Source organism: Stutzerimonas stutzeri SDM-LAC (assembly GCF_000235745.1).
GTDB classification, from domain to species: Bacteria; Pseudomonadota; Gammaproteobacteria; order Pseudomonadales; family Pseudomonadaceae; genus Stutzerimonas; species Stutzerimonas stutzeri_H.
The window spans coordinates 1-23,881 of sequence record NZ_AGSX01000057.1 but is presented as its reverse complement, the minus strand read 5'-3'; the positions used below and the strand labels follow the sequence as shown (position 1 = coordinate 23,881).

Genomic DNA, 23,881 nt, shown 5'->3' with positions numbered 1-23,881 from the left:
CACTGCTTCCCTGAGGATGTATTTACAGACGGCCACCGCGCGGCCACATCAAGCCAAGCCCCCACGCAGAGCATCTGAATTGGGCTTGCCCTCCAATCGGCTGGAAGGATAGACAATGCAAACTGCTGCCGAAGTCCGTTCGTCGATCTGGCGCCAACGGATCGACGGGTGGCGCTGCCGAGTTGACGGCGCAGTGCGCGCACCGCACCTGGCGACCGACTGAACGGTGCTCGTGCCCAATGTTCAAAACAGAACCACTATCAAGACCTGATGCTTAGGAGGCCGCGATGGCTACGGGTTGGGCAAATGAAGGCGCGGTTCAGGAACAGATCGACAGCACCATCGAAGATGCGGTGCAGCGCGCACGCAGCCGACTCGGGCGGGGTGAAAGCCTGACGCATTGCGAGGAGTGCGACGCGAAGATTCCAGAAGCAAGACGGCAAGCCGTACCGGGCGTGCGCCTGTGCGTGAAATGCCAGACCGAACTGGATAAACACGAAGCCAAGTTCAGCGGTTACAACCGTCGCGGCAGCAAGGACAGTCAGCTGCGCTGAGCTGCATGACGAAAATCACCGGCCCGTTGGCACTCGTTGCGCCAACGTCTGTCAGACGCGCATCGCCCAACGCTCCTTGGAAGAAGACCGCCGTCATGATGATTTTCGAAGCGCTGCGCCAGAGTCACGATATCCAGCGTGAGCTGTCCGAGCAGCTGGTCCAGACCCGCGGCGACAGCGCCGAACGTCAGGCCCTGTTCGCCCAACTCAAGCACGAACTGTGGGTCCACTCGGTCGCTGAAGAGCGGCACTTCTATATCCCACTGATGCATGACGACAACGGCGTCGACCTGTCCCGTCATGCCATCGCCGAGCACCATGAGATGGACGAAATGGTCGAGGCGCTTGAACAGACGGATCCCAGCAGCCCAGGCTGGCTGGCTCAGGCCCGCAAGCTGTCGGACAAGGTTCACCATCATCTGCAGGAGGAAGAGCACAAGTTCTTCCAGATGGCGGGCAAGCTGCTCAGTGACCGACAAAAGACCCAGCTCGCTGGCGCATATCTGGGTGCCTACGACCTGATGAAGGCCGAGCATGCTTAAGCGATCGCGGCACCGGTCGGCATGCTGAAGATAAAGGTTGTGCCGGCCTCGGCGGTGGAGGTTACCCGCATGCTGCCGCCATGCGACATGGCTATCTCGTTGGCAATGTAGAGGCCGAGGCCAAGGCCGGATTGCGTGCTCGACGCCTCTCGCCAGTAAGGTTTGAACAACTGCCCCAGACGATCCGGTGGTATCGACTCCCCCTGATTGTTCACCGACAGCAGCAACTGCCCCTTTTCGATCACCGCACGGATGTACACGCGTCCAGTTGCCGACCCGTGCACCAGCGCATTGGCAAGCAGGTTGGACAGCAACTGCGCGAGGCGGTCCGCGTCGCAACGTACCGCTCCAAGCGGTGCGATGTCAGCCTCGATGGCTCGCTGGGGATGGGTGCTCTGCATCTCCGAAACGATATGCGTCAGGGTGATGTGCAGGTCGTGGCATGCGTCGCTCTGCAGCGGTATCCCGTTGCCCAGGCGCCCGCGGGCGAAGTCCAGCACGTCGTCCACCAGGCGTGCAGCGCGACGGGTTGCGGTGAGCATGTGATCGGCAATACCGGTGATCGATGCGTCCTTCGAGCGCCTCAGCAGCAGTTGCGCGCCTGACATGATCGACGAGAGCGGGTTGCGCAGATCGTGCCCGAGCAGAGCGATGAACTGTTCGCGCAGTTCGGCCGTCTGCTGCGCATCGAGCAACGCCGCTTCGGTCGCCTCGAAATGCTCTTCGGCCTCCAGCTGGATGGCCAGCAGCTTGGCGAAAGACTCCATCATCGCCAGAACCGACCCTTCCGACAGGTTCGCGGGCAGCGGATCGAGCGCACAAACGGTACCGAAGAAGCTGCCATCGGTGCGAAACACCGGGGCCGAAATATAGCTTTCGAAGCCATACAGCTTGGGCGTGTGGTGGCCGCAGTAGCGCCGATCCTCACTTGCTTTGCTGATGATGATGGTCTTGTGGGAAGCGCGGATTTCGTGGCAGAGGGTCGTCGTTACGTCCAGCTCGCCACCGATCTGCAGGCCGAAGTTGATTCGGTCGAGCACCGCGCAGGCCGTCCAGGAGTCCTCGGTGACACGCGCCACTGCGGCGAAGCGCAAACCGGTGGTTTCGGAGATGACCTGAAGAATGGCGGGTACGGCGTTGATGCGGCTGATAGCCGAAATGTCGTCGGTTACCGATCGATTCATGCGAAATGTCTTGGCGTCGCAAAGTGGTGGTGGGCGACTTTATCACGCACAGATGGTGACACCGAGTCGGGCCGACCAGCGCCGACCCGAGTCGATGGGCGCGCTAGTGTTGCGTTACGGTTGCTGTGTTAGCAGTGCCGATTTGGCTGACGTTGGCGAAATCCCCAAAACCAGCCTGATTAACAGTCGCCATGTTCTGAACGCCATCTTGCAGAACGTTTGCGTGGCTATAACCGCTGGTTTGATCGATCATCGCGACGTTGCGATCGCCCAGTTGCATCACCTCCACGGTGTTCCATTCGCCGTCCTGATCGACATCGGCCACGTTGAGGCCGCCGTCCTGGCTGATGTCGATGTCACCCTTCAGGCCGATCTGATCCACAAACGCATCGTTGCTTTCGCCAGCTTGGACGACCGTAGAGCTGTTGAACGCGCCATCCTGATTCAGTACCGCATCGTTGTTCCACCCGCTCTGCGCTACGTCAGCGGTGTTTGCGTAACCTGCCTGCACAACTGTTGTGTCGTTGTTCCAGTTGTTCTGCGTGATCTTCACTTTGCCTTTAATGCCTGTTTGCGTAACGGTTGCGTCATGCCACGCGCCTTCCTGGGTCACCTTTGAACTATTTTCCTCACCGAATTGGCTGGTGGTCGCAGTGTTGCGAGCGTTACCGGCCTGGTACACCTTCGAAATCTGTCCGGGCCCCTCCTGATAGACATTCGCGAGCTGGTCGACACCGGTTTGCTTGACCAGCGCCTCACTGCCGGCCGCAAAAGCCTGAGTGGCGGACACTGCGAGGATAGCTGCGAAAAGCGCGTTGAATTTGAGCATTGGTTGTTTCTCCATGGATTTAGTCGGTCGCGCAACCAGCTGTTTGGTCCGGCTGACGCGATAACCCAAACGCTTGTCTTTTCCAGAAGCGGTGCCAGCAATGCCTACCCTGAGCCTTGGTAGCTGACGGCGCTTCGCATCCTTGCCTCCTTGGGGTGGGAGTGGCGCTTGGGTAGTCGACAAGTTAGTCCACTACATTTTTTTTCCAATGAATCTAACGGTTGAAATCGCGCACTGCGGCAATCGGCGGGTTCATCCTGAATCTGGCATTTGCCCGGATCAAGGATGGGACGTTCTGTTCAGGGGCAGTTGCATCATGGTCAGGTCCAGCCAGCGACCGAACTTGCAGCCGACCTGGCGCATTTGTGCGGCGTGGATGAAGCCGAGCTGCTGATGCATGTGGATGGAGGCGCGGTTCTCGCTCTCGATCGCCGCGATCATCACGTGCTTGTGCTGCTCGCGGGCGCGCTTGATCAGTGCATGCATCAGGCTTCGGCCAACGCCACCGCCGCGCTGGCCGGAGCGCACGTAGACGGAGTTTTCTACCGTGTGACGGAAGCCGTCGTGCGGGCGCCAGGGGCCAAAGGAGGCATAGCCGGCCACCTGTTGGTGATCGTCGATCGCGACCAGCACCGGGCAGTCCTGTTCGCGGCGCTCGGCCATCCAGGCGCGGCGATTGTCGAGGTCGACGAGCTTGTCGTTCCAGATCGCCGTGCTGTTCTGCACCGCGTCGTTGTAGATCTCTAGGATGCCTGGGAGGTCGGCGTCTAGGGCGTCACGTATCTGCACGTTGAGTTCCTTCGGTAGCGGTTCAAATCGGCTGCAGTAGACATTGACCCGCGTTCACGGAATAGGTTGATGCATGGTGATCAGCCCCGCCTTGCCGCGCAATAACTGGACGCGCAACAGACGCCACACTGCGATCAGCCATTCCAGCATGGCGCCAGCCTCGGCGCGTTACTGCAGCGCTGAAAGGCCGGCCAAGCAGCGTGATGGGCCGAGAGGTCAGGAATCTTGACGACGGAATCGAGCAATTGTTGTGCCTTTCGCGTTACGGCGGTGCGCTGCGCGGGTCATGCGGTCCGGCTGTTTGAAGCGCATGCACGCGGATGGTGCGCTAACCGGCTCTGGTGTCGCGGATGACCCGGTTTGGTGCGTATCGAGCACGATCATTGCGGCGCGTTCCGCTTGATGGATCACCGATGCCTGGACGGTCAATCAGATCATCACTGAAACAGATTGTTGCCAGCATCACGCTGCTTTATGGGTCTCTATCTCTTCCACGCGGCTCGTTTGACGAGGGTGCAAGCGAGTGCCAATGTCAGTCAGGCGCAGTTCCGATGCCCAGCGGCGGCCGAATGTTCGACCCGCTTGTCTTGCGGCATTCTGCAATCGCTCGGTGGCACCCATAACAACAAGATCCACGGAGACGCCGCATTGAATCTATTGTTCCAGCAAGTGCTCAATGGCTTGACCCTGGGCAGCATCTACGGGCTGGTCGCCCTTGGTCTGACGCTCGTCTACGGCATCCTGCACATTCCCAATTTCGCCCACGGCGCGCTCTACATGGTGGGTGCCTTCGCATCGTTCTTCTTCATGACCGATCTTGGCCTGCACTACTGGATCGCCATGCTGCTGTCCGGTCTGGTGGTGGCCGCGCTGGCAGTCCTCTGCGAACGGTTGGTGTTTCACCCGCTGCGCAATGCGCCGCCGATCCACGACAAGATTGCCGCCATCGGCATCCTGCTGTTTCTTGAGGCGGTGGTGCAGATGTTCTGGGGTTCGGACTTCCGCCGCATGGCCTCGCCCTACGGCGGCATTCTCAACTTTGACGGGCTGATCATTCCCGAGCAGCGTCTGCTGATCATCGTTGGCGCCTTTACCCTGATGCTGGCCCTGCACCTTTTCCTGCGCAAGACGATGCTGGGCTCGACCATCATCGCCATGGCGCAGAGCCGTGAAGGGGCCTTTCTCGTCGGCATCGACTCCAACCGCGTAGCAATGCTGACCTTCGCCATCTCAGGCATGCTCGCCGCCTTCGCCGCGACGCTCTATGCACCGATCAATCTGGTGTACCCGGCGATGGGACACCTGGTGATCATGAAGGCCTTCGTCATCATCGTGCTCGGCGGCATGGGCAGCATTCCCGGTGCAATCATCGGGGCGATGATCCTGGGCTTTGCGGAGAGCTTCGGCGGTTTCTATCTGTCCTCCGATTACAAGGACATCATTGCCTTCTCGTTGCTGGTGGTGATCCTGTCGTTGCGCCCGACCGGTCTGTTCGCCAAGGGGGCTCACTGATGCATTCTTTCGCCTCTTTCCTGACCGGTCGCGCCTGCAAAGTGGTTGTGCTGGCGCTTGCCCTGGCGTTTCCTCTGTTCGCCAAAAGCGAGTACCAGGTCTACGTGATGGCCAGCGCCTTTATCTGGGCCATTGCGGTGTACGGCCTGAACATCATCACTGGCTACTGCGGGCAACTGAACCTGGCCCACGGTGGGTTCTTTGCCATCGGCGCCTACACCCTGGCGATTCTGACCGCTGACCATGGTTGGAACTTCTGGCCGGCGTTCATGGCGGCGGCGCTGGTCTCGGCCGCCGTCGGTGCGCTGGTGGGGATCGTCTCGCTGCGCTTGAAGGAGCACTTCTTCGCGATCTTCACGCTGTGCGTCGGCTTCATCATCTACCTGCTGATCGACAAGTGGGAGGAGCTCACCCACGGTGCAATTGGCATTCGCGGTATCGCGGCGCCGGATGGCTTCGGGCTGGTGGATTTCAGCCAGACGGTGCCGTTCTACTACCTGGCGCTGCTGTTTCTGGTGTTGGCGATCTGGTTCGCCGGTCGCCTGGCCTCTTCGCTCCTGGGGCGCACCTTTATGGCGATCCGCAACGGCGATGCGCTCGCCCAATCGCTGGGCATCGATCTGATGCGCAACAAGCTGCTGGCCTTCGTGCTCTCTACTACCTACGCCGGTATCGCCGGAGCGCTCTATGCCTCGATGATTCGCTTCATCGGTCCGGAGGAGGCCAACCCGAACCATACTTTCGACATGATCACCTACCTGCTGGTCGGCGGCTTCGGCACCCTGTTCGGACCGCTGGTCGGTACTGTTGGAGTGGTCTGGATCACCCAGTCGCTGCAGTTCCTCGAGGACTACCGGATGATCATCTTCGGCCCGCTGATCGTGGTGCTGGTGATCTTCATGCCGCGCGGTGTCACCGGCACTTTCCTCGGCTGGAAACTGCGCAAGGACACTGAAGCGGCGCGGGCTCAAGACCCAAAAGCCAGTAGCAAAGTCACCCCAGGCAGCGAGGTGAACAACAATGCTTAAGGTCGAAAACTTAACGAAGATGTTCGGCGGCCTCGCGGCAGTGCACGATGTCAGCATTGAGTTCGAAGCGCGCAAGATCAACGCCATCATCGGGCCCAACGGCGCCGGCAAGAGCACCTTCTTCAACCTGATTTCCGGCGTACACAAGCCCAGCTCGGGACGCATCCTCATTGACGGGCATGACGTGTCGCGGATGCGCTGCGACCATGTCGCCCGGCTCGGTGTCGGCCGTACCTTTCAGACCACGCACCTGTTCGAGCAGGCCACGGTGCTCGACAACCTCATCGTCGGCCACCGTTTGCGCACCCGCTCCGGTCTGTGGGACGTACTGATCAATTCCAAGCGCCTGCAGCGTGAGGAGCGCGAATGCCGCGAAAAGGCTCGCGCCGCGCTGGATTTCGTCGGCCTCGCCCACTTGGAGAATCGAGTGGTGCTGGATATCTCCCAGGAAGAACGCAAGCGCGTCGCCTTCGCCCTGGCGCTGGCCACCGAGCCAAAGCTGGTGCTGCTCGACGAGCCGGCGGCGGGCGTCAATCCGGAGGAGACCGAAGGCTTGGCACAGCTGATCCGCAAGATGCCGGAGCACGGCCTGACCGTGTGCCTGATCGAACACAAGATGGACATGATCATGGGCCTGGCGGACAAGATCATGGTGCTCAACTACGGCGAAAAGATTGCCGATGGCACACCCGCGGAGATCAAGGCGAATCCGGCCGTTATCGAAGCCTACCTGGGGAGCGATTACGATGCTGCAGCTTGATCAGGTCGACGTCTGCTACGGCAGTTTCAAGGCGCTGAACCAGGTGTCCATGAGCGTAGGCGCCGGTGAGCTTGTTGTATTGCTCGGCGCCAACGGCGCGGGCAAGAGCACGCTGTTCAACGCCATCAGCGGGTTGCTCAAACCGACCACTGGCACCATCGCGCTTGAAGGCAAACGAATCGATGGACTCAAGCCGTCAGCGCTGGTCGCTGCCGGCGTGGTGCATTGCCCGGAGGGGCGCAAACTCTTCCCCCAAATGTCGGTTTCGCAAAACCTCGCGCTTGGCGCCTATCTGCATCGGCGTGACGGGGAGGGCAACAAGCGCAACTTGCAGGAGGTGCTGGACCTGTTCCCCATTCTTCACGACAAGCGCAATCAGCCTGCCGGTTCGCTGAGCGGTGGCCAGCAGCAGATGGTAGCCATCGGCCGGGCACTGATGAGCCGACCGCGATTGCTGATGCTCGACGAGCCGTCGCTGGGCCTGGCGCCGTTGGTGGTCAACCAGATGTTCGAGGTGATTTCCCGCATCAACAAGTCCGGCACCAGCGTGCTGCTGGCCGAACAGAATGCCTTCGCAGCCTTGAAGATCGCCCACCGCGCCTATGTCATCGAAGGCGGCAGCCTGGTGATGGAAGGTGACCAGCAGGCCATGCTGGGTAACGAAGCCGTGCGCAAGGCCTACATCGGCGCCTGATCAGTCATGACCAAGGAGACAACAATGAAAACGCTCAAAGCGCTTGGACTGGCGATTGCCACCCTGACCGCGGCCCAGGCCAGCGGCGTATATGCCGAGCAGACGCTCAACATCGGTTTTACCGGCCCGCTCAGCGGCGGCGCTGCACTGTATGGCGAGAACACCTTGTCCGGCCTGCGTATGGCGGTCGATGACGCGAACGAGGCGGGCGGGCTGAAAATTGGCGACGAGACCTACAAGGTCAATCTCATCAGCCTCGATGACAAGTATTCGCCAAGCCAGGCGGCCACCAACGCCAAGCGCCTGGTGAAGGAATCGAACGCCGCCGCCGTATTCGTCCCCCATACCGGCGGCGTATTCGCCTTGCAGGACTTCAATGTCGCCGACGACTTCCTGATCATGGCCTACACCAGCGTGCCCTCGGTCACTCAGCAGGGCAATCCGCTGACGGTGCGCATTCCGCCGGAATTCACCGGCTACGTCGATGCGTTCTCCGACTACGCGCTCAAGCACTACGGCAAAAAGCTTGGCATCGCCGGCGCGACGCATGAGTACGCGAAGATCTGGACCGACATGATGACCAAGGCCTGGGAGCAGAAGGGCGGCGAGATCGTCGAAAGCAATCCCATGGACTACAACAAGTCGACTGATTTCTACACCGGTGTCAGTCGGGTGATCGCGTCGAATCCGGACGTCATGTTCGTCGGCGGCGCGTCGGAGCCCACCGGTCTGGTCATGCAGCAGGCGCGTCAGCTGGGTTTCCAGGGCGGTTTTATCGTCATGGATCAGGCCAAGCTGGATGAGATTGCCGCCGTGACGGGCGGGCTGGAACTGCTGGAAGGTGCGATCGGTGTGGTGCCGCTGTCCGAATACGGCGGTGAGGAGGCGAAGGCCTTCGTCGAGCGTTACAAAAAAGCGCATGGCAAAGTGCCGGGCTCCGAAGCTGCCTACAACTACCTGGCTTTTCACGCACTGGCCAAGGCCATGGAATTGGCTGGCAGTACCGAGCCGCAGCAGGTCAGGGCAAAGATGGGTGAGGCGCTCAAGAGCATGGATCCGAAGTTCAACCTCTACTCCGTGCAGGGCATGACCGAAAACGGTGGTTTCATTACGCCGACGACCATGGCCGTGGTGGAGGGAGGCAAGATCGTTCGCAAGGAGATCGAGTAATCTCCACAGCCAAACGGCCCTCTTGGGCCGTTTCGGTGACAGGCTTCAGCAGTTACTCTCGATTCTCTTCACGCCCTGCAGGGCGACCGGTCTTGGTCCGCTCCCCCTGACAGCTGGCTCGCTTCCAAGGCCGAGCTGGCCCATCTGCCTGATGACCGCACAGCTCGTCCAGCTTCGTGATGCCTGATGCAGCACTCGAACTGAGGCATCACTCATAGTGGGACGCATGCCTTCGCCGTTATGAGGCACTTAGCCTGGAGGCGAAGCTCATGCATCCCTCGATGCCGACTTTACTGGTCCCGATCGATGTTGAACGGCGACCACGCCTGCCGGGTCGGCATCACTTCGAGGCGGTTGATGTTGATGTGGTCCGGCAGCGTGGCGACGTAGAAGATCTGCTCGGCGATGTCTTCGGCTGTCAAGGGCGTGGTGTCGCGGTAGAGCTTGTCGGAGGCTTCCTGGTTGCCCTTGGTGCGGACCAGCGTGAACTCGGTCTCGGCCATGCCGGGCGCAATGTCGGTGACTCGAACGCCCGTGCCCAGGAGGTCGCAACGCAGGTTGTAGCTGAACTGCTCGACGAATGCCTTGGTGGCGCCGTAGACATGGCCACCCGGATACGGCCAGGTGCCGGCGACCGAGCCGATACTGATGATGCTCGCGCCCTTGCCCGTCTCGATCAGGCGCGGCAGGAGGGCATGGGTGACGTTGACCAGCCCCGTCACGTTGGTGTCGATCATGGTATGCCAATCGCTCAGGTCGACCTTCTGCGCAGGCTCCGGGGCGAGCGCCAGGCCGGCGTTGTTAACCAGTGATTTGACCTCGCGAAAGCCTTCGGGCAGCTCGGCGACCACCTGCTTCACCGCCTCGGCGTCGCGTACGTCGAGCGCGGCAATGTGCACCGGGACTTTAGCCGACAGCTCTTCCTTCAGCGCTTCGAGCCGCTCCAGGCGACGTCCGGTCAGGACCAGCGCCCAGCCGGCCTCGGCGAAGCGGCGTGCAGTGGCTCGGCCGAAGCCGGATGTCGCACCCGTGATGAAAACCACGTTGTTCATGCAGGGACCTCTTGTCTGTTCGGGAAGGCAGGCCGTACGCGGCCGACCCTCGGAGCTTACTGCGTCAGACCGTTAAGAGCAGCAGCCAGTTGCCCACGATGGTCCGGTCAGGTCGGCGCCGCAGCAACTTTGTTGTGCAGCGATTCCGGCGCGGCGAGTGGTCTGTCCGCCACAATCAAGGGCAGTGGCTTGCGGGGTTTGGTTCGGCGCCCTAGCATGGCCGGCCCGCTCAGGAACTCTCCATGTCGCGTCCCACTCGCCCCCGTCCGCCGCGCACCACCGCAGCGCGTACCCAGCCCCGCCGAGTCGCCAAGGCGGCGCCTGCCGAGCCGCGTCTGTTGCTGCTGAACAAACCCTTCAATGTACTCACGCAGTTCAACGATGCCGATGGTCGGGCCACCCTGAAGGACTTCGTACCGGTGACGGGCGTGTACCCGGCCGGGCGTCTGGATCGCGACAGCGAAGGCCTGCTGCTGCTGACCAATGACGGGCAGCTGCAGGCCGGCATTGCCGATCCCAGGCACAAGCTGGCGAAGACTTACTGGGTGCAGGTGGAAGGCGAAGTCGGCACGGAACAGCTGCAGCGGCTGCGCGAGGGTGTCGAGCTTAACGACGGTATGACGCTGCCGGCCGAGGCCCGTTCGCTCGATGAGCCGCCGCTATGGCCGCGCACCCCGCCGGTACGCTTTCGCAAAAGCGTGCCGACCAGTTGGCTGGAGCTGGTGATCCGTGAAGGGCGCAACCGTCAGGTGCGCAGGATGACCGCAGCGGTCGGTCTGCCAACGCTGCGGCTGGTGCGGGTCAGGATCGGGCCCTGGACGCTGGACGGTTTGCAGCCGGGCGAGTGGCGGGAAGTGCCGGCGCGCTTGTGACGCGCCAGTCCGCCGGCGCGATCAGTGCGGAATGCCTTGCGTCACTTCGATGATGTAGCCAATGACCGGTTTGGCCAGAAAGGCAAACAGGCACAGGCCAAGGCCCAGGAACAGAATCGCCGTGCCGAGGCGACCCGCTTTGGATTTCTTCGCCAGGTCCCAGATGATGAAGGCCATGAAGGCCATCAGCCCGCCGACCAGGACGATCATCATCCATTTTTCGAAAACTTCCGGCTCCATCGATTTCTCCGCTTGGCTAAGTCTGAATGCAGACGACAACAGCTATGACAGCGGGCGGACCTGTTATCAGCGAGCGAGGCGCTTGTTCGAATGTGGCGCGCGGGGGCATAGCAAGGCGGCGGCGAGTATACGCCAAGTCGGCTATCGATGACGCCCGACGCGTCAAAGCGTCTCAGCCTCGCAAATGCTCCAGCGGCAGCTCAGTACTTGATGAAACCTGCCGCAGGACAAAGCTCGACCGCACGCTGGTCACACCTTCAATGCGAGTCAGCGTGCCCAGCAGGAAGGCCTGATAGTGGTCCATGTCGGGCACCACTACCTTGAGTTGGTAATCGGCATCCATCCCGGTGACCAGGCTGCATTCGAGTACTTCCGGGCATTTCCCGATCATCCCTTCGAAGTGTTCGAAGCGCTCCGGCGTGTGTCGGTCCATGCCGATCAGTACGTAGGCGGTCAGGGTCAGGCCGAGCTTCTTGCGGTCGAGAAGAGCGACCTGACGGGCGATGTAGCCGTCGTCCTCCAGCTGTTTGACCCGTCGCGAACACGGTGACGGTGACAGGCCGATACGCTCGGCCAGATCCTGATTGGAGATGCGGGCGTCATGCTGCAATTCGGCAAGGATGCGCAGGTCGTATCGATCGAGTTTGCTCATTTCCGTTGGCTCGCGTGGTCTTGTTGCGATGCATGATGGTTTGTTGCGTATGGATTGCGCAAGGGGCTGGTATTCGAGCAATCTTCGCAAACATCTAGCGTCATGCGGGGCGTAAGCTTTATCCAACTTCCGCCCCCGGCAGAAAGGGCACGGCACGCGATCCCCGCCGTGACCTCCGAAGGCCTTACCAAGGCTAACGGTCCGGGCCCCCGGTGCTCACGAGGCGCCGCGAGAAGAGGCCGTTATCATCGGCTCAACGAATCGAAGAGACCACGCCCAGGCGTGGTTTTTTTCGTTTTGGGGTTCTGTTTGGTGGCTGATGCAAATACCCGCTATCGAATAGAGCGGCGTGCCCGAACGTAGGATGGGCGAAGCCCATCGCGCATGGCTGATGGGTTGCACCCATCCTGCAAGCGGCGCTTTGCGCCGCGTCACCCCTTCGGCCTGACCACCTCTAGCGGATCAGCATGCACCAGCACCTCAGCGCGCGGGTACTTGGTGTGAATCGCCGCCTCGACCTGATCACACAAGGCATGCGCCTCGATCAACGGCAACTCGCCCGGCAGCTCCAGATGCATCTGCACGAACCAGCGGGTGCCGGAGACGCGGGTGCGCAGGTCATGGCAACCGGCCACGCCGGGTACATCGCAGGCCAGCCGATGCATGTCCTCGCTGATCTCAGGCGGCAGCTCGGTATCCATCAGCACCGCGCCGGCTTCGCGCACGATGCTCAGCGCGCTCCAGAAGATGTAGATGGCGATGGCGATGCCGAATACCGCGTCAAGCCGTTCCCAGCCATAACCGGCAAGCACCAGCGCCACGAGGATGCTGCTGTTGAGCAGCAGGTCGGAACGGTAATGCAGCGAGTCGGCTCGGATTGCCGTTGAGCCGGTTTCGCGTACTACATGACGTTGATACATCAGCAGCGCTACGGTCATCGCCAGAGACAGCACCATCACTGCGATGCCCAGCGTCGGGGCGCCGAGCGGCTCGGGGTGCAGCATGCGATCAACGCCCTGAACGCAGACGAGGATGGCGCTGACCGAAATGAAGGCGCCCTGACCGAGCCCGGCCAAGGCTTCAGCCTTGCCGTGGCCGTAGCGATGGTCATCGTCCGCGGGGCGCAGCGAGTAGTGCACCGCGAGCAGATTGAGCAGTGAGGCGGCACCGTCCAACAATGAGTCGGTGAGGCCGGCCAGCAGGCTCACCGAGCCACTCAGCCACCAGGCAAGCGCCTTGCTGGCGGCCAGCGTCAGTGCGACGGCCAAGGCCAGGCGCGTGGCCCGGCGCATTAGCCTTGCGTGTTCGGCGCTGACGCCTTTTCGCTCGCGGGTGTGCTGCATCAGGCGGCCGGACGGAGGCCAAAGGCGGCGAGCTGTTCGACGCTACCGTTGTGCTGGATCAGACGTGGATCATCCAGCGGCAGGCTGCGGCCGGTTTCGGTTTCGATGATGGCCTTGAGTTTGGCTTGGTCGATCACGCCGTCAGCGCCAATGGCTTCCTGCAGTTTTTCCGGGGCCATGGAGTAGCTGTCATCGGGCAGGTAGATCGCGCCGGTGGCGAAGTCGATGCCAAAGGCGATCAGGCCGGGGATCACGTAGAACAGCAGGCCCACGGCATTGGCGACTGCGATGGCCGGGTCGATCTTGCCGTCGATCTGGCCTCGGCGATCGGGGTAGAACAGCGTGCCGCAAGCCGTCAGTTGAGTGAACAGGGAGACGGCCAGCACGCCGCCGATGAAACGGGAACGAGTACGCATAGGGACCTCCGGAAAAAGTGGCGCAACTATACAAGGGCTGCACTGGGGCTGCGTGATGTTTTCTCGACATCAGACCGCCTTCTGCGCCTCGGTGTTCAGGCGTCCGTGCAGCGCCTGCGCATGGCGTCTAGCACGTTCAAACCTGGCTTTCGGCGCACAGATAATCGGTAGGGTGAACGACGCTTCACCCATCCACCGTGCGGGGTTCTGGTGGAGGGAGGCGCGTCATCCACCCTGCGATGCCTTTGCCCAGCCGCCAGCGCTTTTATCGTCCCTTATAATGCCGCGCTCAAATCTGGAATCCCCATGCTTTCCCTACCCATTGATGAAGCCCTGCCGGCGCTGCGCCAGGCCCTGCTAGCCCGCGACGAAGCGGTACTGGAAGCGCCGCCCGGCGCCGGCAAGACGACTCGCGTGCCGCTGGCGCTGCTGGTCGAACCGTGGCTGGCCGGACAGACGATCCTGATGCTCGAACCACGGCGTCTGGCGGCTCGCGCAGCGGCCGAGCGGCTGGCCAGCGAGCTGGGCGAGAAGGTTGGTGAAACCGTCGGTTATCGCATCCGACTCGAAAGCAAGGTCGGGCCGAATACCCGTATCGAAGTGGTCACCGAAGGTATTCTTGCGCGCCGTTTGCAGGACGATCCGACGCTCGAGGGCGTCGGGCTGGTGATCTTCGACGAATTTCACGAGCGCAGTCTGGATGCCGATCTGGCCCTGGCGCTGACGCTTAACGCGCGCGTACTGCTGCGCGACGAGCCACTCAAACTCCTGCTGATGTCCGCCACCCTCGAAGGCGCGCGGCTGTCGAGCCTGCTCGACGATGCGCCGGTGGTGCGCAGTGAAGGGCGCATGTACCCGGTCACTCAGCGCTGGGGGCGGCCGTTTCAGGCCGGCGAGCGCATCGAGCCGCGCGTGGTACTGACCGTCTTGCAGGCGCTGGATGAGGAATCCGGCAGCGTGCTGGTGTTCCTTCCCGGGCAGGCCGAAATCCGCCGCGTGAACGAAACGCTGAGTGAACAGTTGTCGGGTCGGCGCGATGTCTTGCTCTGCCCGCTGCACGGTGAGCTGGAGCTGACCGCCCAGCGCGCGGCCATCGAGCCGGCGCCGGCTGGCAAACGCAAGGTGGTGCTGGCGACCAATATCGCCGAGACCAGCCTGACCATCGAAGGCGTGCGCGTGGTGGTCGATGCCGGGCTGGCACGGGTGCCGCGCTTCGATCCCGGTAGCGGCATGACCCGCCTGGAAACACGGCGAATTTCCCGGGCTTCCGCAACGCAGCGCGCGGGTCGTGCAGGGCGCCTCGAATCCGGTGCCTGTTATCGCCTCTGGTCCGAAGATCAGCACGCGCAGCTGGCGGCCTATGGCGACGCGGAAATCCTCCAGGCGGATCTGGCCGGCGTGGCCTTGCAGCTGGCGCGCTGGGGTGTCGAACCGGACGAACTGGCCTGGCTGGACAAGCCGCCTGCCGCTGCGTACGCCCAGGCACAGGATCTGCTGCAGCGCCTCGGGGCGCTCAGCCGCAACGCCCGTGGTGGCGGGCAATTGACCGCTCACGGGCAGGCCATGGCAGAGTTGCCCGCGCATCCGCGTATCGGCCACCTGTTGCTGCGCGGTCAGGCCCTGGGGCTCGCGCCGCTGGCCGCTGATCTCGCTGCGCTGCTGGTCGAGCGAGATATCCAGCGCGGCGGAGGCGGCGCGGATATTTCAACCCGTCTCGGCCTGCTTGACGGCAGCGCCGGACGGCATGCCGGCGCGCAGCGGGTGCGACAGCTCGCACGGCAATTTCGCGGTCTGCTGCGTGGCCCGACTGTTCCAGCGCCGGAGGATGCAACCCATCATCGTTGGCACGGCGCGCTGTTGGCATTCGCCTATCCTGACCGCATCGCCCGCCAGCGGCGTGACGGCGGAGGTGAATACCGCCTGGCCAACGGTCGTGCCACGGTATTCGGCGAGCCGGATGCGCTCATGAAGGAGCCCTGGCTGGTGATCGCCGAGCTGGGCAGTCGCCAGGGCCAGCGCGAAGAGCGCATCTACCGTGCCGCCGCGCTGGATTCCGCGCTGTTCGATGATGAACTGGCCGAGCAGGTCAGCCAGCGCGACGAGCTGGAATGGGATGAGCGCGAAGGCGTGCTGCGAGCCGAGCGGCAGCGGCGGGTCGGTGAGCTGGTGCTCAGTCGCGAGCCTCTTCCTGGGCTGGATGACGAAGCGCGTGCGCGTGCGCTGCTCGGACTGGTCCGTCGCAAGGGCCTGGAACTGCTGCCCTGGGCGCCGGAGCTGCGCCAGTGGCAGGCGCGCATCTCGCTACTCCGGCAGCTTGATCTGGAGACCGGCGGCGTCAGCGAATGGCCGGATGTCAGCGACGCCGGGCTGCTCGAACGGCTGGAAGACTGGTTACAGCCGTACCTGGGCAAGGTCTCGCGCCTGGCGCACTTCGCCCAGTTGGATCTGAAAGCCATGCTCGCGACCTTACTGCCATGGCCCTTGCCGCAGCGCCTCGACGAATTGGCGCCGGTTTCAATCGGCGTACCGTCAGGCTCGCGGGTACGGCTCGACTACAGCGAATCGCCGCCGGTGCTGGCGGTGCGCCTGCAGGAGCTGTTCGGGTTGGCCGATACGCCACGTATCGCGGGTGGGCGCCAGCCGGTGAAGCTGCACCTGTTGTCGCCGGCGCGCCGCCCGGTGCAGGTCACGCAGGACCTTGCGAGCTTCTGGGCGAACACCTACCTGGAGGTGAAGAAAGACTTGAAGGGCAGATACCCGAAACATTATTGGCCAGACGACCCGCTGGTGGCAGAGCCCACCGCACGGGCCAAGCCGCGCGGGACCTGAACGTTCGGCCGCAAGCCCCCCCTTTCTCAAGCAGGGCGCACGCGAGCTGATCATTCCGGATCCGGTCAGCGCTCACATGCAGCCTGCGTCTACTCCGGCAGGCTCAGGTCCTCCCCGGCGGCCGACATCTCGGCGTAGGCCCGATCCAGCGAGTCGAGTACTGTCTGGCTGTCCTTGGTGTGGCGGGACACGATAAAGCGAATGGCGACCTGATGCAGTTCGACATGGGGAAGCGCATCCATGCCGAGGCGTTTCAGCGCCTGGTTCACCGGAAGCTGGTAGTCGAGAAGATAGTCGGCGCGGCGGTGTTTCAACATCTCCAGCGCTGAGGTGTGGGTGGCTGTTCGATGCAGGCGAATTCCCAGTTGCGGGTCATTCAGCATCTGCGTCACCTGTGGCCAATAATTGTAGCCGCCGATAACGATGACGCCGTGTTTGCGCAGGCTGTCGGGGATGCTCGGCTGCGGGGTGTCGGGCCGGTGGTAGAGGTTGAGGCCGATCTGCGCGAGGGTTTGACGACCCTCGATGGTATCGGCCTGCAGTTCCGGTTTGCCTGGCGCGCCAGGCCAGAGATCGATGGTGCCGCTCTTCAACGCTCCATACAGGCGTGCGCTCGGTAGCCCACGAAACTGCGCCTGATAACCGGCATGTTCGAGTACGCGGCGGGTAAGTTCCACGACCGGCCCCTGCGGTCGACCTTGCGCATCGCTGTAGATGGCCGGCGGGAAATCGTAGTAACCGACGGTCAGGGTTCGCGGCGTCTCGGCCACGGCAACGCAAGGCGCAGCCAGAGCCGCTGCCAAGGGTATCCAGAATGATGGCTTCAAGGTAATTCACTGCCCCTTGTGATTAGCACATAGGGGCAGCATGGCCGTCACGCGTCCGGCTGTCCAGAATGGTGCGCTGGGTTGTCTGGGGCTTCGCACGGGGCCAACCCCCAGCGGATAACGACCAGGCTGGCTATGCTGAGCCCTAGAGCGTGCCGTGCCGATTGGGTCCGTTGCGCACACGAGCTGATGGAGAGGTTTATGTATCGCAAGGTATTCACCAGCAAAGTGTTCGATCGCAAGGTGGTGGTGATCACCGGCGGCTGTGCCGGCATCGGTCGCGCACTGGCCGAACGAATGGCCCAGGCCGGCGCTCGGGTGGTCATCTTCGACCTCGAACAAAACGCCATCGATGGACTGGTGCAGCACCTCAAGGACCATCACAACGCCGATGCGCTGGGGCTGCGTTGCGATGTCTCGGATGCAGCGGAGGTGCAGCGGGCCGTTGCGCTGGTGGTGGAGCGCTTCGGTGGGATCGACGTACTGATCAACAACGCCGGCATTACCCATCGCAGTCGCGTCGCCGAGACCAGCCTGGCGGTGTTCGAGCGGATCATGGCGGTCAACTTCTACGGCGCGCTGCATTGCACCCAGGCCGCGCTGCCGAGTTTGATCGGGCGGGAAGGGCAGATCATCGTGCTCAGCTCGCTCTCGCAATACGCGCCGGTTCCCGATCGTGGTGCCTATAACGCCAGCAAACATGCGCTGCATGGGCTGTTCGAAACCCTGCGCAGCGAGTTGGACGACACCGGCGTCAACGTGATGCTCGTATGCCCCGGCTATACCGCGACCGATCTGCGCAAAAACGTGCTGGTTGGCGATGGCTCCACCGCGCCCCAACCGGTTTTAACGGTAGGTCGCGTGGCGTCGCCGCAGGACGTTGCAGAAGCCATCTTTCAAGGCGCGTTGAAACGGCGACGGTTGCTGGTGTTGTCCAACCTGGACTGGCGTGCGCGGCTGGTAGCGCGCTGCTTTCCGCGCACTTTCGAGCACCTGCTGTTGCCCCGGCTGGCCGGTGTTCGGAGTTCGTCCGGCGCAGGCTAGGCGCTCGGCCGGTCGCCGTAGAGTCGCTGAACGAGTTCCATGTCCCAGTAGGCGGCCTCGATCTTGTGGCCGTCGAGGTCGCGCACGAAGCAGCCGTAGTAGGGCTCGCCATATTCCTCGCGCGGGCCGGGTGCACCTTCATCCGTGGCGCCAGCGGCCAGCGCGGCGCGATGAAACGCATCGACCGAAGCCTTGTCCGCTGCGAAGAAGCCGATATGCGTACCGTTCCCGGTGCTGGCCGGTTGGCCGTCAATTGGTGTCTGCAGCCAGAACTCCGGATATTCACGTCCCCAGGCGATGGCGCCCGGATGAGCCATGATGCGCTTGCAGCCCAAGGTGACGAGGGCCTGGTCGTAGAAGGCAGCGGCTTCGTCGAAGCGGTTGCTGCCCAGGGATACGTGGGACAGGATGCTGGGGTTCTGGTCCGCCATGGTGGAGCCCTCCGAACAGGAATGGACTACCCAGCCTAGCCCGTCGGATCGTTACTCGCCGTCTGGCCGTCGGCTTTCTTCGTTGCGGCCGATGACCGGCTGGCTGCAGATCATGAAGCAGCGAAACAGCACCACGGTCGCCAGCAGTTGCAGCAATCCAACGACGCTGTCGACGAGCACCGCCAGCAGCCCTGGCGGCGTCTCGCCGGCCCAAAACTGCGCGGCGAGCCAGGCTTCCAGCACCCATAGCGGCAACAGCACCGCGAGGATGCAGCCGAACACGAGGAGAAAATGGCCACGGGTCTGCAGGAAGCTTTCCTTCAGTGCGGCCAGTGGGGTCAGGCCGCGCAGCACCAACAGGTATTCAGCGAAGGCAATCTTGACCATCACCCAGAGCCCCGGCAGCACGAACAGCGAGGCGCCGAGCATGATCAGCAGGGTGCCGAGCCCGGCCAGCACAGCCATCGATGGCCATAGCGGCAGGGCACGCTTCAGAACCTCGCGCAGCGGCGGCGCATGGCCGCGGCTACGGGCGTCGAGAAACAGGATCAATGCGGCGATATACAGCGGATAGAAAATCAAGCCGACCAGCAATTCCTGCGCGGGCATCGCGTCCTTGCCGAGCAGATAGTCGAAGGCCAGACGGGTGCAGCTCTCCAATACGATCAGCGGCACGCAGAGTCGCGCGATGGACGCCAGGTTGCGCGAATAAAAGAACCAGGCGTCACGGAGGATGGACAGAACATTCATCGCGGCAGAACAACTCTCGGAAGAACAGGCGCGCACTTTAGCCCAAGCAACCGGCCGGCGACATGTGCGGTATTGCCGTCCATACTGGGCAGCCTTTCACCGCTCGGGTCGCTGCGTGAAGAAAATTGCCCTGTTTGCCGATGTGCAGAACCTCTATTACACGGTGCGCCAGGCGCATGGCTGCCATTTCAACTATGCGGCGCTCTGGGCCGAGGTCAGCGAGCGTGGTGAGATCGTCGAGGCCTATGCCTATGCCATCGATCGGGGTGACGCCAAGCAGCAGCAGTTCCAGCAGATCCTGCGCAATCTCGGCTTCACCGTGAAGCTCAAACCCTATATCCAGCGCAGCGACGGCTCGGCCAAGGGCGACTGGGATGTGGGCATCACCATCGACGTGCTGGACATGATTGGACGTGTCGATGAGGTGGTATTGGCGTCGGGTGATGGCGACTTTGATCTGCTGCTGGACCGGGTACGTGCCGGTGGCGCCGAGGCAACGGCGTATGGCGCGCCGGGCCTGACGGCAAACTCGTTGATTCGCGCTGCGTCGCGTTATGTGCCCATTGAGGGTAAGTTGCTGTTGCGCTAGGAAGTGGAGCGCCATGAGCTGAAGCTCGAAGCGATCGCCGAAGATGCCCGCACGCTGATGGGCTTCAAGATGTAGGCCGGACGATCCCTTACTGACCCAACGGCCGGAGACAAGGTGGATGTAAACAGCGACATCCACCCTACGCTTCCAGCTTCCAGCTTCCAGCTTCCTTTCCGAGTAAACTGCCCACCTCGTTTTCGTACTCCCGGTTTTCGCCATGACCTTCGCCTCCCTGGGCCTGATCGATCCGCTGCTGCGCACCCTCGAATCCCTCGACTACACCAAGCCAACGCCCGTCCAGGCCAAGGCGATTCCGGCCGTGCTCAAGGGCCGCGATCTGATGGCCGCGGCGCAGACCGGCACCGGCAAGACCGCGGGTTTCGCCCTGCCGCTGTTGCAGCGATTGCTTCACGAAGGCCCTCGGGTGGCAAGCAACTCGATTCGCGCGCTGGTGCTGGTGCCGACCCGTGAGCTCGCAGAACAGGTGCATGAGTCCTTCAAGACTTACGGGCAAGACCTGCCGCTGCGCACCTATGCGGTCTACGGCGGCGTCAGCATCAATCCGCAGATGATGGCGCTGCGCAAGGGCGTCGACGTGCTGGTGGCAACGCCGGGTCGGTTGCTCGATCTGTATCGGCAGAACGCGGTGAAGTTCGGCCAGGTGCAGGCGCTTGTACTGGACGAGGCCGACCGCATGCTCGACCTTGGCTTCTCGGAGGAGTTGGACGCGTTGTTCAGCGCGTTGCCGAAAAAGCGCCAGACCCTGCTGTTCTCCGCGACCTTCTCCGACGCGATTCGGCAGATGGCGCAAAAGCTGCTGCGCGATCCACTGTCCATCGAGGTCAGCCCGCGCAACGCCGCTGCCAAGACGGTCAAGCAGTGGCTGGTGCCGGTGGACAAGAAGCGCAAAGCCGAGCTGTTCCTGCACCTGCTGGCAGACCGGCGCTGGGGCCAGGTGCTGGTGTTCGTCAAGACCCGTAAGGGCGTCGACCAACTGGTCGAGGAGCTGCAAGCACAGGGTATTTCCAGCGATGCGATTCACGGCGACAAGCCCCAGGCGTCACGGCTGCGTGCGCTGGAGCGCTTCAAGGCCGGCGAGGTACAGATCCTTGTGGCCACCGATGTGGCTGCGCGCGGACTGGACATTCATGACCTGCCGCAGGTGGTGAACTTCGACTTGCCCATCGTCGCCGAGGACTACGTGCATCGCATCGGTCGTACTGGCCGCGCAGGTGCGACGGGGGAGGCGGTGTCGCTGGTGGCGGCGGATGAGGTCGATCAACTCGCCGCCATCGAAACGCTGATCCAGCAGGTGCTACCGCGCCATGATGAGCCCGGCTTTGTCCCGGACCATCGTGTGCCGACGACCCAGCCGGGCGGGCAGATCATCAAGAAACCGAAAAAGCCCAAGAAGCCTAAGGAAGGTGCCGGCAAGGGCCGCATCCACCTGGGCAACTGGTTCGATGAAAGCGAGAAGCCCAACGCCAAGCCGATCCGCAAGGTGCCGAGCCTGGGCGGGGCGAAGCCGTCGAAAAAACGCTGACCGATCTTTGCCTGACGCCCATGGCGGCGTCAGCGGGAAATTTCGGTGCGGGTTGAAACGGGCGCTACGCCCGCTGTCATATCGACAGCGCCCAGCCGGGGCTGGGCATCGCGCCGAGACTGGTGCGTTTAACCTAACTCCAAGCAGACCAGCGAGGTTCCTTTGGTAAACACGGATGCGGAACTCCAGCGCCTGACCCGAGGTGACGTATGGGCGGGATTCAAGCAGCTGACGCCGATCTCGCTGTTCGTCGTGGTGTTTGGCTTGGCCTTCGGCCTGGCCGCAACGCAGACGGGTTTGACTGACCAGTCAAGCCTACTGATGAGCGCACTGGTGTTTGCCGGTGCGTCGCAGTTCGCGTCGCTGGAATTGTGGGGTACGCATGTTCCGGTCGTTCCGCTGGTAGTGACCGTGTTTGCCGTCAACGCGCGGCATCTTCTGATGGGCGCAACGCTTTATCCGTACCTGCGGCATTTGCCGCCGGCGAAGCGCTACGCTGTCATGTTCGTCGTTTCGGATGCCAACTGGGCCATGTCCATGCAAGCCTTCAATCTTGGCAAACCGGGGCTGGGCATCCTGTTCGGCGGCGGGCTGGCGCTCTGGACGTTTTGGGTGTTGGGGACCTGGCTCGGTATCTATTTTGGCAGCGCCATCCAGGACCCGGTCAGCCTGGGGCTGGACATGGTGATGGGCTGTTTCCTTCTGGCGATGGTCGTGGGCGGCAAAAAGGATCTGCGGATGATCATTATCTGGATCATCGCCGGCTGCGCATCGATGTTGGCGTACTGGTATCTGCCAGCCAACAGCCATGTGGTGGTGGGGGCGCTCGCGGGCGGTCTGTTGGGTGCGCTGTGGATGGAGAAATCGAAGTGAACCTGGACACGGTGGGGTTCGGTGCGCTGGTCATCATCGTGATCATGGCGGTGGTGACGCTGGCTACGCGCTGGGGCGGCCTGTTTGCCATGTCGTTTGTGCCTATCAACCGTCGAACCGAGCAGTTCATCAGCGCCATGTCCGGCTCGGTGCTGGTGGCGTTGCTGACCCCGATGGCGGTGAACGGAGACAACGGCGCGCGGTTGGCCTTTCTGGTCACGGCAGCGGCCATGCTCTGGCTCAAGAAACCGTTACCGGCGATTGCTGCCGGGATCATCACGGTGGCGCTGTTTAGGCAGCTCTGAGTTGTCGTGGTTGCCTGCGGCTCAGCGGCTCGACGAGCGATCCCCTAACCAGCCCAGCATGCCCACCGCCGCCGCACGACCGCTGGCGAAACAGCCTGTGAGCAGATAGCCGCCGGTCGGTGCCTCCCAGTCGAGCATTTCACCCGCGCAGAACACGCCAGGCAACTGGTGCAGCATCAGCCGCTCATCCAGCGCTTCAAACGGCACCCCGCCGGCGCTGCTGATGGCTTCGTCCAGCGGTCGGGCGCGCAGCAGGATAATCGGCAGCGCTTTGATTGCATGGGCCAGCCGCTGCGAGTCATCGAAGACTTCCGCAGGCGCCAGCTCCCTGAGCAAGCCGGCTTTGACGCCGTCGAGGCCTAGCTGGCGCTTGAGGTGTTTGGCCATGGACTGCGAGCCGCGCGGCTTGGCTAGCGACCGAACAATCTTTTCCGGTGAATGATCGGGTAGCAGATCCAGCATGACGGTAGCGCAGCCGCTCTGCTCGATCGCCTGGCGGATCTCGGCCGACAGCGCGTAGACCAGGCTACCCTCGATGCCGTTGGCCGTAATGACGAACTCACCCCTGCGTGGCGCTCCACCGGCTAGCGCTAGGCTTACCGTCTTTAGTGGCGCACCGGCGAATTTATCCTGCAGGTACTGGCTCCAGCCTTGCACTTCGAAACCACAGTTGGTGGGGCGCAGCGCAGCGATCGCGATGCCGCGCTGTTCCAGCAGCGCAACCCAGGCGCCGTCCGAGCCCAGCCGAGCCCAGCTGCCGCCGCCCAATGCGAGCAGCACGGCGTCGGCGCTGATGCTGATGTCGCCATCCGGGCTATTCAGTTTGAGCGTGCCGTCAGCATGCCAGCCGAGCCAGCGATGCCGCGTATGAATCCGCACCCCGGCGTCACGCAGGCGGCGCAGCCAGGCCCGCAGCAGCGGGGCGGCCTTCATGTCGGTGGGAAAAACACGCCCTGAGCTGCCGACAAAGGTGTCGATGCCAAGCCCGTGAATCCACTCGCGCAGTTGCTCGGGCGGGAACGATTCAAGCTGCGGGCGAAACGCCGTGGCGCG

26 protein-coding genes are annotated in these 23,881 nt (G+C 62.7%); 14 read left to right on the top strand and 12 right to left on the bottom strand.

What is annotated here, in order from left to right:
* Positions 1–287 precede the first annotated feature (287 nt).
* Together PSTU_RS0106785 and PSTU_RS0106780 are read left to right on the top strand one after the other, a co-directional pair.
* Positions 288–554, top strand: coding sequence for a DksA/TraR family C4-type zinc finger protein (locus PSTU_RS0106785; RefSeq protein ID WP_019340287.1), 267 nt, complete (start codon positions 288–290; stop codon positions 552–554).
* 95 nt (positions 555–649) lie between these two features.
* Complete coding sequence (locus PSTU_RS0106780; protein WP_019340286.1) at positions 650–1,096, top strand: hemerythrin domain-containing protein; 447 nt, start codon at positions 650–652, stop codon at positions 1,094–1,096.
* Here the strand turns inward: PSTU_RS0106780 and PSTU_RS0106775 are convergent.
* The 3 genes from PSTU_RS0106775 to PSTU_RS0106765 all read right to left on the bottom strand — a co-directional run bounded on the left by PSTU_RS0106775 (position 1,093) and on the right by PSTU_RS0106765 (position 3,898).
* Positions 1,093–2,280, bottom strand: a complete 1,188-nt coding sequence (locus tag PSTU_RS0106775; RefSeq protein WP_019340285.1) for a GAF domain-containing sensor histidine kinase — start codon at positions 2,278–2,280, stop codon at positions 1,093–1,095. The genes PSTU_RS0106780 and PSTU_RS0106775 overlap by 4 nt on opposite strands.
* Positions 2,281–2,383: 103 nt before the next feature.
* Positions 2,384–3,109: a hypothetical protein gene (locus PSTU_RS0106770; protein ID WP_019340284.1), complete on the bottom strand. Its 726-nt coding sequence runs from the start codon at positions 3,107–3,109 to the stop codon at positions 2,384–2,386.
* Positions 3,110–3,388: 279 nt separating this feature from the next.
* Positions 3,389–3,898, bottom strand: a complete 510-nt coding sequence (locus PSTU_RS0106765; RefSeq protein ID WP_019340283.1) for a GNAT family N-acetyltransferase — start codon at positions 3,896–3,898, stop codon at positions 3,389–3,391.
* A gap of 648 nt (positions 3,899–4,546) precedes the next feature.
* On the opposite strand from PSTU_RS0106765, the gene PSTU_RS0106755 reads away from it, so the two are divergent.
* The 5 genes from PSTU_RS0106755 to PSTU_RS0106735 are packed head-to-tail and all read left to right on the top strand — an operon-like array spanning position 4,547 to position 9,062.
* Entirely contained in the window at positions 4,547–5,410 is an 864-nt protein-coding gene (locus PSTU_RS0106755; protein WP_019340281.1) for a branched-chain amino acid ABC transporter permease, read from the top strand.
* Positions 5,410–6,438 carry a branched-chain amino acid ABC transporter permease gene (locus PSTU_RS0106750; protein ID WP_019340280.1) on the top strand — a complete coding sequence of 343 codons (1,029 nt, stop codon included), beginning with the start codon at positions 5,410–5,412 and terminating at the stop codon, positions 6,436–6,438. The genes PSTU_RS0106755 and PSTU_RS0106750 overlap by 1 nt, the downstream gene beginning before the upstream one ends.
* The gene (locus PSTU_RS0106745) at positions 6,431–7,198 is read left to right on the top strand and encodes an ABC transporter ATP-binding protein (RefSeq protein ID WP_019340279.1); all 768 of its coding nucleotides are present in this window, start codon (positions 6,431–6,433) and stop codon (positions 7,196–7,198) included. The genes PSTU_RS0106750 and PSTU_RS0106745 overlap by 8 nt, the downstream gene beginning before the upstream one ends.
* The gene (locus PSTU_RS0106740; RefSeq protein WP_019340278.1) at positions 7,185–7,892 is read left to right on the top strand and encodes an ABC transporter ATP-binding protein; all 708 of its coding nucleotides are present in this window, start codon (positions 7,185–7,187) and stop codon (positions 7,890–7,892) included. Before PSTU_RS0106745 ends, PSTU_RS0106740 begins: the two co-directional genes overlap by 14 nt.
* A gap of 24 nt (positions 7,893–7,916) precedes the next feature.
* Positions 7,917–9,062, top strand: coding sequence for an ABC transporter substrate-binding protein (locus PSTU_RS0106735; protein ID WP_019340277.1), 1,146 nt, complete (start codon positions 7,917–7,919; stop codon positions 9,060–9,062).
* 290 nt (positions 9,063–9,352) lie between these two features.
* Here PSTU_RS0106735 and PSTU_RS0106730 read toward each other — a convergent pair whose 3' ends face one another.
* The gene (locus PSTU_RS0106730; RefSeq protein WP_019340276.1) at positions 9,353–10,114 is read right to left on the bottom strand and encodes an SDR family oxidoreductase; all 762 of its coding nucleotides are present in this window, start codon (positions 10,112–10,114) and stop codon (positions 9,353–9,355) included.
* 242 nt (positions 10,115–10,356) lie between these two features.
* On the opposite strand from PSTU_RS0106730, the gene PSTU_RS0106725 reads away from it, so the two are divergent.
* The gene (locus tag PSTU_RS0106725) at positions 10,357–10,986 is read left to right on the top strand and encodes a pseudouridine synthase (protein ID WP_019340275.1); all 630 of its coding nucleotides are present in this window, start codon (positions 10,357–10,359) and stop codon (positions 10,984–10,986) included.
* 21 nt (positions 10,987–11,007) lie between these two features.
* Here the strand turns inward: PSTU_RS0106725 and PSTU_RS0106720 are convergent, their stop codons facing one another.
* The 4 genes from PSTU_RS0106720 to PSTU_RS0106705 form a co-directional block, all read right to left on the bottom strand.
* Positions 11,008–11,226, bottom strand: a complete 219-nt coding sequence (locus PSTU_RS0106720; protein ID WP_003283042.1) for a DUF2788 domain-containing protein — start codon at positions 11,224–11,226, stop codon at positions 11,008–11,010.
* A gap of 172 nt (positions 11,227–11,398) precedes the next feature.
* Positions 11,399–11,878 carry an Lrp/AsnC family transcriptional regulator gene (locus tag PSTU_RS0106715; RefSeq protein WP_019340274.1) on the bottom strand — a complete coding sequence of 160 codons (480 nt, stop codon included), beginning with the start codon at positions 11,876–11,878 and terminating at the stop codon, positions 11,399–11,401.
* A 431-nt stretch (positions 11,879–12,309) separates the two neighbouring features.
* A complete protein-coding gene (locus PSTU_RS0106710) occupies positions 12,310–13,221 on the bottom strand; it encodes a cation diffusion facilitator family transporter (RefSeq protein WP_019340273.1) in 912 nt (303 codons plus the stop codon).
* Positions 13,221–13,637, bottom strand: a complete 417-nt coding sequence (locus PSTU_RS0106705; RefSeq protein ID WP_019340272.1) for a hypothetical protein — start codon at positions 13,635–13,637, stop codon at positions 13,221–13,223. Before PSTU_RS0106705 ends, PSTU_RS0106710 begins: the two co-directional genes overlap by 1 nt.
* 306 nt (positions 13,638–13,943) lie before the next feature.
* Between PSTU_RS0106705 and hrpB the strand changes: the two genes are divergently transcribed.
* Entirely contained in the window at positions 13,944–16,466 is a 2,523-nt protein-coding gene (gene hrpB / locus PSTU_RS0106700; RefSeq protein ID WP_019340271.1) for an ATP-dependent helicase HrpB, read from the top strand.
* A gap of 89 nt (positions 16,467–16,555) precedes the next feature.
* Here the strand turns inward: hrpB and PSTU_RS0106695 are convergent, their stop codons facing one another.
* Positions 16,556–17,293 carry a substrate-binding periplasmic protein gene (locus tag PSTU_RS0106695; protein ID WP_237709846.1) on the bottom strand — a complete coding sequence of 246 codons (738 nt, stop codon included), beginning with the start codon at positions 17,291–17,293 and terminating at the stop codon, positions 16,556–16,558.
* Positions 17,294–17,494: 201 nt separating this feature from the next.
* Between PSTU_RS0106695 and PSTU_RS0106690 the strand changes: the two genes are divergently transcribed.
* Positions 17,495–18,337 carry an SDR family oxidoreductase gene (locus PSTU_RS0106690; protein ID WP_019340269.1) on the top strand — a complete coding sequence of 281 codons (843 nt, stop codon included), beginning with the start codon at positions 17,495–17,497 and terminating at the stop codon, positions 18,335–18,337.
* On the opposite strand, the gene PSTU_RS0106685 is transcribed toward PSTU_RS0106690, so the two are convergent.
* Complete coding sequence (locus PSTU_RS0106685) at positions 18,334–18,768, bottom strand: VOC family protein (protein ID WP_019340268.1); 435 nt, start codon at positions 18,766–18,768, stop codon at positions 18,334–18,336. The two genes, PSTU_RS0106690 and PSTU_RS0106685, sit on opposite strands and share 4 nt — an antisense overlap.
* Before the next feature lie 51 nt (positions 18,769–18,819).
* Positions 18,820–19,518 carry a YciC family protein gene (locus PSTU_RS0106680; protein ID WP_019340267.1) on the bottom strand — a complete coding sequence of 233 codons (699 nt, stop codon included), beginning with the start codon at positions 19,516–19,518 and terminating at the stop codon, positions 18,820–18,822.
* A 115-nt stretch (positions 19,519–19,633) separates the two neighbouring features.
* Here PSTU_RS0106680 and PSTU_RS0106675 point away from each other — a divergent pair, with 115 nt between their 5' ends.
* The 4 genes from PSTU_RS0106675 (at position 19,634) to PSTU_RS0106660 (ending at position 22,828) form a co-directional block, all read left to right on the top strand.
* A complete protein-coding gene (locus PSTU_RS0106675) occupies positions 19,634–20,107 on the top strand; it encodes an NYN domain-containing protein (protein ID WP_019340266.1) in 474 nt (157 codons plus the stop codon).
* 217 nt (positions 20,108–20,324) lie between these two features.
* Positions 20,325–21,650: a DEAD/DEAH box helicase gene (locus tag PSTU_RS0106670; protein ID WP_019340265.1), complete on the top strand. Its 1,326-nt coding sequence runs from the start codon at positions 20,325–20,327 to the stop codon at positions 21,648–21,650.
* A gap of 162 nt (positions 21,651–21,812) precedes the next feature.
* Positions 21,813–22,523, top strand: coding sequence for an AzlC family ABC transporter permease (locus tag PSTU_RS0106665; protein ID WP_019340264.1), 711 nt, complete (start codon positions 21,813–21,815; stop codon positions 22,521–22,523).
* Positions 22,520–22,828, top strand: coding sequence for an AzlD family protein (locus tag PSTU_RS0106660; RefSeq protein ID WP_019340263.1), 309 nt, complete (start codon positions 22,520–22,522; stop codon positions 22,826–22,828). Before PSTU_RS0106665 ends, PSTU_RS0106660 begins: the two co-directional genes overlap by 4 nt.
* 21 nt (positions 22,829–22,849) lie before the next feature.
* Here the strand turns inward: PSTU_RS0106660 and PSTU_RS0106655 are convergent.
* Positions 22,850–23,881: TIGR03862 family flavoprotein (locus tag PSTU_RS0106655; protein ID WP_019340262.1), on the bottom strand; the 1,032-nt coding region annotated here is incomplete at its 5' end.